The organism is Streptomyces sp. NPDC060205, from assembly GCF_042728395.1.
In the GTDB taxonomy this organism is placed as follows: domain Bacteria; phylum Actinomycetota; class Actinomycetes; order Streptomycetales; family Streptomycetaceae; genus Streptomyces.
This window is the reverse complement of record NZ_JBHWZP010000025.1, coordinates 45,190-51,797: the sequence shown is the minus strand read 5'-3', so window position 1 is coordinate 51,797 and position 6,608 is coordinate 45,190. Positions and strand designations below refer to the sequence as shown.

At 71.5% G+C, this 6,608-nt stretch carries 4 protein-coding genes; 3 read left to right on the top strand and 1 reads right to left on the bottom strand.

The genetic code is table 11. The features are described 5' to 3' along the window. Nucleotides 1–1,046 (bottom strand): amidase family protein (locus ACFWGJ_RS07020; RefSeq protein WP_387321541.1); only part of this gene is annotated, 1,046 nt, incomplete at its 3' end. Between the two features lie 404 nt (nucleotides 1,047–1,450). Between ACFWGJ_RS07020 and ACFWGJ_RS07015 the strand changes: the two genes are divergently transcribed. From ACFWGJ_RS07015 to redW, 3 genes are all read left to right on the top strand, one after another. Next, a complete protein-coding gene (locus ACFWGJ_RS07015) occupies nucleotides 1,451–2,239 on the top strand; it encodes a BTAD domain-containing putative transcriptional regulator (protein WP_387321540.1) in 789 nt (262 codons plus the stop codon). A gap of 126 nt (nucleotides 2,240–2,365) precedes the next feature. Continuing rightward, nucleotides 2,366–5,311 (top strand): polyketide synthase, encoded by a 2,946-nt coding sequence (locus ACFWGJ_RS07010; RefSeq protein ID WP_387321539.1) that lies wholly within the window; start codon nucleotides 2,366–2,368, stop codon nucleotides 5,309–5,311. Then, nucleotides 5,308–6,486, top strand: a complete 1,179-nt coding sequence (gene redW / locus ACFWGJ_RS07005) for an L-prolyl-[peptidyl-carrier protein] dehydrogenase (RefSeq protein WP_387321538.1) — start codon at nucleotides 5,308–5,310, stop codon at nucleotides 6,484–6,486. Before ACFWGJ_RS07010 ends, redW begins: the two co-directional genes overlap by 4 nt. The last annotated feature ends 122 nt before the right edge of the window (nucleotides 6,487–6,608 follow it).

Sequence of the window (6,608 nt, the reverse complement as noted above, 5' to 3'; positions counted from 1 at the left end):
ACGGTCGCCCCGGCCGCGCGCAGGATGGTGATCGCGCGTTCCGCGATGTCGTCGGCGTGGTGGCTGTAGCCGAAGTACACCGTTCGCGGTACGCCGATCCGCGCGCCCCGCAGCCCGTCGGCGTCGAGGAACCGGGTGTAGTCGCGGTGGAAGCGGCCGCGGCTCGCCCTGGTCGCCGGATCACGGTCGTCGACCCCGACGAGGGCGCCGAGGAGGATCGCGGCGTCGCGGACCGTGCGGGCGATCGGGCCGACGCTGTCCTGGCTCGGTACGCCGGGGACGACACCTCCGCGGCCGACCAGTCCGACGGTCGGCTTCACGCCGACCACGCAGTTGGCCGAGGACGGGTCGATGATCGACCCGTTGGTCTCGGTGCCGATGGCGGCTACGCACAGGCCTGCCGCGGCGGCGACCGCGCTGCCGGAACTCGACTCGTTCGGTGACCGGTCCAGTTTGTAGGGGTTGCGGGTCTGTCCTCCGCGGGCGCTCCAGCCCGCGTGGTGGGTGAGTGACATGCCGCCCGCCCACTCGCTCAGGTTCGTCTTGCCGAGGAGGACGGCACCGGCGGCGCGCAGCCTGGCCGCGACGGTGGCGTCGGCCGTCGGACGCAGGCCCCGCAGGGCGAGTGATCCGGCCGTGGTGTGCATCCGGTCGGCGGTCTCCACCAGGTCCTTGAGCAGGACGGGCATACCGTGCAGCGGTTTGCGCGGGTCGCCCTCGGCGTCCAGGCGCCGGGCTTCCCGCAGCGCGTCGGGGTTCACCTCGATCACGGAGTGCAGGAGGGGATCGACGCGTTCGATGCGGTCCAGGTAGTGGCGGGTGAGCCGTTCGGCGTCGAGCCGTCCGTCAGCCATCCGTTGGCGCAGTTCGCCGATGCCCAGCTCATGCGGTGCCGTGGCCGACGCGGGGCGCGTACTGCCCGCGGTACGGGCCCGGGCGGGTGCCGTGCCGAGCAGGGGCGTGGTGGCCGCGGCCGTGCCGAAGGCGAGCACGGTGCGGCGTGGGGTGTCGGTCCGGTCCGTTCGGTGCGGCTCCTGGGACGTCATGCACCAGCACGCTAGAGGTGTGGCCGGCGTTTCTCGCTCCGGCTGTCCCCCGCTTCCATGGTGCGAGCAGCCCCCCGCGGAAGCGGGGGACAGCCGGAGCAGGTCCGAACGGTCTAGATCCCGCTCCCCGTCCTCCCACCGCGGTCCACCTTTCGTCGACTCGTGGCGCCGCCCTCCTCAACGAACGGTTGAGCCGATCACGCCCCGGGGCTCGACCGGATGTGTAAGGCGGAAATCGACCGGCTGATCGATGACACCTGTCAGAAGGGCTGAAATACTGAACCCCAGCGGTTTTCGGCCGCGTTTTCCAAAGCAGCGCGGATTTCACGCCGGTCTCTCCACGAAGCAGCACATCGCGCAGCACACAACGGGGGAACAGCTTGCGGATCAACATTCTGGGACCTGTGTCCATCAGCATGAACGGCAAGCATCACACCATACGTGCCAACAAAGTACGGGCATTTCTCGCCCTTCTCGCGCTGGAGGCCGGCCGGGCCGTGTCGAATGAGGACCTGGCGGAAGAACTGTGGTCCGGACAACTTGTGGGCAACACCCGGAACGCCTTGCAGGCGCATGCGACGCGGCTGCGCAAGGTGATCGTCGGATCCGCGCAGCAGCGCCAAGGTGCCACCGTCCTGCGGGCCGTGCACAACGGCTACCTCCTCGAAGTGCCGCCCGAGTGCGTCGACAGCAACAGGTTTCTCGACCTGGCGGCGCGCGGGGCCGCCGAGTTGCCGGTCCGTCCGGACCGCTCGCTGGAGCTCCTGCAGCAGGCTCTCGCACTCTGGCAGGGGTCCGCGCTGCTCGACGCCGGTGACGGACTGCGGGCCCGCGGCGCCGCCGCCCTTCTCGACGAGCGCCGGCTCACGGCCTGGGAGAACCTGGTCAGCGCCTATCTGGCCGTGGGGGACGACGCGGGCGCGATCGCGGAGCTTCGTCAGCTCGTCGCCCGGTACCCGCTGCGCGAGCGGTTCTGCGAACTGCTCATGCTGGCGCTGTACCGGACCGGTCGGCAGGGTGAGGCCCTCGATCTGTTCCAGTGGGCCAGGAGGCGGCTGGACGAGGAGCTGGGAGTCCGGCCGGGCGCCCCGCTCCAGCGCCGTCACACGGAGATCCTCGCCCAGGACCCGTCACTGACACTCCCCTCCGCGGCCATCCCGGGCCGGCGGGAGCCCGCCGCCGCCAGAAACTGACGGGCGCGGGACCGCACCCTCCTTGCGCCTTGTATTCACCTGCGGATTTCCTTGTTCTCCGGCTTTCCGCTTACACGGAATGCGTGCACCGTCGGCCGGGCCAACCAGCGGGAGTGTTCAGACATCATGCGGTTCGATGCGGCGGAACCCGTGGCGATCGTGGGTATATCCGCCCTTTACCCGGGCGTGCGGGGCCCCGACGAGTACTGGCAGTTGCTGAACGAGCAATTCCCCGTCCCCGCGACCTCCCGGGCCGTATCGGGCCTCGACGACGTAGAAGTGGACGTCGCGCGGTTCGGAATTCCACCGGCCCAGGCGCGTTCCATGGCCCGCATGCAGATCCTCATGCTTGAGGCCGCGCGGCAGTGTCTGGCGGACGCCGGGCATCCCGGGCGCGCTCTGCCCGTCGAGCGAACGGATGTCATCACCGGCACCTGCTTCGGCCTGGACCGCCAGCACGCCAACGCGCTGCGCGTCGAGGCGATCCGCCATGTCCGCGAGGTCGAACGCGCGGCGCTCTTCGCGGGCGCCGATGCCGACAGCGCGAGGCGGGCCGCCGAGGAACTGCGGCTCCTTCTGGCCGGGCGCCTGCACGGTTCCCCGCACGACCGGGTCGGGGAGATGGCGAGCACGATCCCGGCGCGCATCGCGACAGCCTTCACGTTCCACGGCAGGACGCTGGCCATGGAGTCCGCGGACGCGACCTCGTACGCGACTGTCGCACAGGCCGTGCTCAATCTCCGCGGCGGACTGTCCGACGCGGTGCTGGTCGTCGCCGGGCAGCGCCGGGAGAGCCCGCTGTTCGCCCGGGCCCTGGCCGCGAAGGGGCTCACCTCCGGCACGAGCCACCCGTTCGCGACGGCCGACTCGGGCTCGGGCTCCGGTTTCGTGCTCGGTGAAGGCGTCGGGGCGCTCCTGCTCAAGCGCCTGTCCACCGCCGTACGCGACGGTGACCGGATCTACGCCACGATCCTCGACTGCTCGCTGCGTCACGACCCCCGCCCGGGTCCGTTCTCCGCCTCACCATCCGTGGGGCTCCGCCACTCGACGGCCGTCGGCTCACTGCGCGCGGCGGCGGTACGCCCGGAGACCGTCCAGTACGTCGAATGTGTCGGTTCCGGTGTCCCCCACGAGGTCCGCGCGGAGCTGGCGGCGCTCGCCGCGCTCCACGAGGGCGCCGCCGCCGGGTCCGTGACCGTCGGAAGTGTGAAGGACCGGCTCGGGCACACCTTCGCCAATGCGGGGATCGCCGCTCTCAGCAAGGTCGCGCTCGCGTTGCACCACCGCAGGATCCCGCCCCAGCTGGAGCCGGCCGACGCGGCGGAGTTCGCGCGCTCCGGCACACCGCTCCGGCACTCCGACGCGGGCCGGCCGTGGCCCACGGGCAGGGAAGGCCACCCGCGTCGGGCGACCGTGCACGGCACCTCCCTCACCGGCACGCTCTGCCACCTCGTACTCGAAGAACACCAAGGCCCCGTACACGGCGAAGAACCGGACGGACTCCGGTACGAGCAAGAGGAACATGAGCGGGCGGGCTCGCACGGCCGGACGCCTGCCGTCGAGGCCGCGCGCCCGACCCCGCCGCGCCCGCCGCACCCCCTGACTCCGCTGACCCGGCTGCCCGGGGACGGCCCGACGGCCCGGTACGCCGTCGGAAACACGGCGTCGGACGCCGAGCCGATCGCGGTGGTCGGGCTGGCGGGGCGGTTCGCGGACTCACCCGACACGGAGAGCTTCTGGCAGGCCGTACGCTCCGGCGTCAGCCGGATCGGCCCGGTGCCGCAGACCGTCCTCGACCGGGACCTGTACTACGCCCCGGGCGCGCTGAGCCTGACCCACAGCTACACCGACCAGGGCGCTCACACGACGCTCCCGACCGCGCCCCCGCCCGGTCTGGGGATCTCTCCCGCGCGCCACGCCTCGATGGACGGCGCGCAGCGCCTGGCCCTGGATGTCGCCGCACAGCTCCTCGCAGGACGCGGCACGACCACGGTGGACGGCCGGGGACTGATCGCCGTCGGCAGCAATCTCGGCCTGTCCCGCGAACGCCGCTTGAACGCCGAGTCGTCGCTGCAGGAGCTGGAGGAGACGATCGGCCGCCTCGACGCCCTCGGCGGCCTGTCCCCGCTGCAGCGGAAGTCACTCCTCACGTCCCTGCGCGACCGCATGGGCCCGCCCGACGAGGGCGTACCGCCGGATCTGCTCGACGGCTGCCTGGCCGGCGGGATCGCCGCCCTCCTCGCCAACGAGTACGGGCTCGACGCGGTCCCCCTCGCCGTGGAGGCCGCGTGCGCCTCCTCCCTCGCGGCCATCGACGTGGCGGTCGGCGCGCTCCGCGCGGGGACCGCCGACTTCGCCATCGCCGGCGGTGTCGAACTGGCCTGCAACGCCCGGGACATGGTCCTGTGCTCCGCGCTCGGTCTGCTGTCGCACAGCAGGAACGCGCCGTTCGACGCGGGCGCCGACGGTTTCACGCCGGGCGACGGCTGTGGTCTGTTCCTGCTCAGACGCTACGGTGACGCGCTGCGCGACGGCGACGAGATTTTCGGTCTCGTCCGGGGCGTCGGAGCCTCCAACGACGCCAAGTCCCTGATCGCACCCGATGTCGCGGGACAGACACGCGCGATGGAACGGGCCTTCGCGCAGGTCGACTTCGCGCCCTTGGCGGTCGACTACCTGGAGGCGCACGGCACCGGCACCAAGGTGGGTGACCGGGTGGAGATCGCCGCGGTCGCGAAGGTCTACGGCGGCGCCGGGCGCGCCCGTCCGCTGGAGATCGGCTCGGCGAAGTCGTTCTACGGGCACACCTTCGCCGCCGCCGGGAGCGCCGGGCTGCTGCGCACGCTGCTGGCGATGCGGGCGCGGACCCTGCCGCCCCACACGAACCTGCGCACCCTCAATCCGGCGCTCGACCTGGCCGCCGTTCCCGCCGTGATCTCGACCGAGCCCTCTGTGTGGACCAGGCAGCCCGGGCAGCCGAGGCGCGCTGCCGTGAGTTCGTTCGGCACGGGCGGCATCAACTATCACGTACTCGTCGAGGAGCACGCAGAGCACATGGACGGATCACGATGAACTTCGAGTTCGACCCGGACGTCGAGGAGATGCGCACCACGACGGTGGCGTTCGCCCGACGCGAACTGGACGGCCGGCACGAGGAGTCCGGTGCGGCCTTCGACGCCGACGGGTTCCGCGGGCGCTGGCTCCTCGCGGGCAAGCAGGGTGTGGTCGGTGGCGTCGTCCCGGTCGAGTACGGCGGCAGCGGTCTGGACGCGGTCGCCGCGTCGGCGGTCATGGAAGCCCTCGGGTACGGATCCTGCGACACGGGCTTCGCCTTCTCCGTCGCGGCGCACCTGTTCGCGTCCCTGATGCCGATCGTGGAGTTCGGTACGGAGGAGCAGAAGCGGCGTCTGCTGCCGGCGCTCTGCTCGGGAGAGCGCATCGCGGCCCATGCCATCACCGAGCCCGAGGCGGGTTCGGACGCGCTGAACCTGCGTACGCGCGCCGAGTTCCGGGGCGACCACTATGTGCTGCACGGCAGCAAATGCTTCATCACGAACGCGCCGGTCGCCGATGTGTTCGTCGTGCAGGCGGCGACCGAACCGGGCCGTGGCTTCTTCGGCCTGACGGCGTTCGTCGTCGAGGCGGGCACACCAGGGCTCACGGTGGGGCCGCCCTACAGCAAGGTCGGTCTGCGGGGCTCCCCGACGGCCGACGTGCACTTCGACGGGTGTGTGGTGCCCTCGGCCGATGTGCTCGGGGCCCGGGGCGCGGGGGCGAGTGTGTTCTCCTCGTCCATGAAGTGGGAGCGCACCTGTCTCTTCGCCGCCTACCTGGGTGCGATGCAGCGGGTCCTGGAGTCGACGGTCGAGTACGCGGGAGACCGTGAGCAGTTCGGCGCCCCGATCGGCAGTTTCCAGGCGGTCAGCCATCGCCTCGTCGACATGACCGTGCGGCTGGAGTCCGCCCGGCTGCTGCTCTACAAGGCCGCGTGGGGGCTGGCGCGAGGGTCCGAGGACGAGGTGGGCCCCGCGTTGGCGAAGCTGGCCGTCAGCGAGGCCGCCGTGCAGCTGGGTCTCGACGCGATCCAGGTGCGCGGTGCGCTGGGCGTCCTCGAAGGGGAGGCCGAGACGCTGTTGCGTGACGCGCTCCCCGCACGGATCTTCTCCGGCACCAACGAGATCCAGAAGAACAACATCGCCCGGGCGCTGGGCCTGAACGGCAGCCGTCGCCGGGCCGGACGCCGCTGATGCACCCCTTGGCCGGGCTGATTCACGCAGTCAAGAAGCTCAACCACCAACTGGCCATGCTGATCCGCCGGTTGCTCCGGCAACCACTCGTCGGCCCGGTCGGCTCGGCCGGTCCGGAACGG

Excerpts from the sequence above, each read along its gene's own strand:
- ACFWGJ_RS07010 (WP_387321539.1), top strand. The coding sequence starts at position 2,366 with ATGCGGTTCGATGCGGCGGAACCCGTGGCGATCGTGGGTATATCCGCC.
- redW (WP_387321538.1), top strand. The coding sequence starts at position 5,308 with ATGAACTTCGAGTTCGACCCGGACGTCGAGGAGATGCGCACCACGACG.